The organism is Pseudomonas sp. R62 (genome assembly GCF_000257605.1).
GTDB classification, from domain to species: Bacteria; Pseudomonadota; Gammaproteobacteria; order Pseudomonadales; family Pseudomonadaceae; genus Aquipseudomonas; species Aquipseudomonas atacamensis.
In genome coordinates, this window is the sequence record NZ_AHZM01000841.1 from 1 (window position 1) to 1,779 (window position 1,779).

The 1,779-nt window shown below is 59.5% G+C and carries 3 protein-coding genes; 1 reads left to right on the forward strand and 2 read right to left on the reverse strand.

Annotated features, from left to right (window positions below):
* Together OQK_RS00440 and OQK_RS00445 are read right to left on the reverse strand one after the other, a co-directional pair.
* Positions 1 to 453: hypothetical protein (locus OQK_RS00440; protein ID WP_016770627.1), on the reverse strand; the 453-nt coding region annotated here is incomplete at its 3' end.
* Positions 454 to 612: 159 nt separating this feature from the next.
* Positions 613 to 1,092 carry a GNAT family N-acetyltransferase gene (locus OQK_RS00445; RefSeq protein WP_016770628.1) on the reverse strand — a complete coding sequence of 160 codons (480 nt, stop codon included), beginning with the start codon at positions 1,090 to 1,092 and terminating at the stop codon, positions 613 to 615.
* A gap of 387 nt (positions 1,093 to 1,479) precedes the next feature.
* On the opposite strand from OQK_RS00445, the gene OQK_RS30890 reads away from it, so the two are divergent.
* Positions 1,480 to 1,779 (forward strand): hypothetical protein (locus OQK_RS30890; protein WP_038860094.1); only part of this gene is annotated, 300 nt, incomplete at its 3' end.

The following is a 1,779-nucleotide window of genomic DNA, read 5'->3' on the forward strand; positions in this document are numbered from 1 at the left end:
CCAGGCGTTGTAGTTGCGCAGGTGATTGCGCTCGAAAGTCGATTGCAGCAAGTCGCCCATTTCCACGCCAAGGTCCAGATGATGCCTGGAGGTCCAGCGCCCCACTTCGGAGTAGACGTGCCAGCCCATCGGGATCAACGCACCGTTTTTCAACAGAGAATGGCCGGCGAGAGCGACGAAGCCGCAACAGACGTGCAGCATCAGCCAGCCTTGATGGGCGTCGATAATCGCTGTGGGATCAAAGGTTCTCAGCGCTACCACGCGGTAGTCGCCAAGGTCGGCACTGCGCGTCATCAACTCGGCATCAAGCCGCGACACGAAAGCCCGTATAGCCACGCCGCCAGTGCGCTGGGCCATGCAGAGAATTTCCACAGCCTGTCGATTCGGGTCGTCAGAAGAGCCGGTAGTTTTCACCAGACCATACAGACGCATGGACGCCTGCAGTCCGCTCATAGCTGGTCACTCATTGACGCAGCGAGGGTTCCACAGGCGCGGAGAAATTTTGCCAGATGCATTGCAGGTGTCGTCCGTGAGCGCGCAAAAATGGCGCACAGAATGCCGGACTAGAGCGGTGGCGACAACTGAATCAGCAGTAGATTGCCATCATTGTGCTCAGCCCTCGGCAAATTCGCGCAACACCTTGCCATCCATGCGATACCGCACCCATTCCTCCTGCGGTTGCGCACCGAGCGATTTATAGAATTCGATGGCCGGGGTGTTCCATTCCAGCACGCTCCATTCGAAGCGGCCGCAGTCGTTGGCGCAGGCGATTTTCGCCAGGTGGCGCAGCAGGGTTTTGCCGGCGCCGCCGCCACGTTGTTCGGGGGTGATGTAGAGGTCTTCGAGGTACAGGCAATTGCTGCCCAGCCACGTTGAATAACTGAAGAAGAACACCGCGAAGCCAATCGGCAAGCCGTCGCGCAGGCAGATCAGGCCGTGGGCGGTGGCGCCTTCGCCGAACAGGCTGCGTTCGATGTCAGCGACGCTGGCGATGACTTCGTGACGGGCCTTCTCGAAATCTGCCAGTTCGGTGATGAAGGTGAGGATTTGCGGCGCATCGCTGGGGGTCGCCGGGCGGATTTCGATCGTCATGGACGGGCCTTGTATGCAAATTAAAGCGCCATACTAAGGCGCGCAGCGGCGCTCGTCACATGGCAAACATACTGATCTGTCCAATTTGCTGAACACTGTTGCCCTTGTGGGAGCGAGCCTGCTCGCGAAAGCATTCTGTCAGTTGAATCAACGTCTGACTGATATGACGCTTTCGCGAGCAGGCTCGCTCCCACAGTTGATATCGCAAATTCTGAAAGGATGCTTATGACCGTTAACTGTTTTGCGCCGCCGGAAACACTAGCGATCGGTATCGTCTGAACAGCAGACACGCGCGCCCGGCATAGACCGTTCGTCGATCATCAGGCACCAATCCGTCATCAGGGCTGACCAATCCAGTGTAAGGATTCCAATCACTGGAGAAGCCCTATGATCCCGTCAAGGTTGACCGCTTTAGTCTTCAGCGCCCTGCTTTGCCCTGCGGTGTTCGCCGCCTCGTCCACGGCAGCGGGCACTGGCCCTACCGATCCGACCCCGCCACGCGCGCCTGCTATCAACAGTGCCCCCGGAATGAACACCGATGGTTCCGGCGTGCCGCTGATCAATCAGCCACCCGCCACCGGCACCGATCCGCGCACTCAAGGCAGCGATCCGGGCCGCCAGGGTGGCATGAACACGCCCGACTCTCCTGCCACTGCGCCTGACAATGCCGGCCCCGGTGTTGGCTCG

What these genes read in the sequence shown, in the direction of transcription:
- OQK_RS00445 (WP_016770628.1), bottom strand. Translation starts at nt 1,092, where the DNA reads ATGACGATCGAAATCCGCCCGGCGACCCCCAGCGATGCGCCGCAAATC.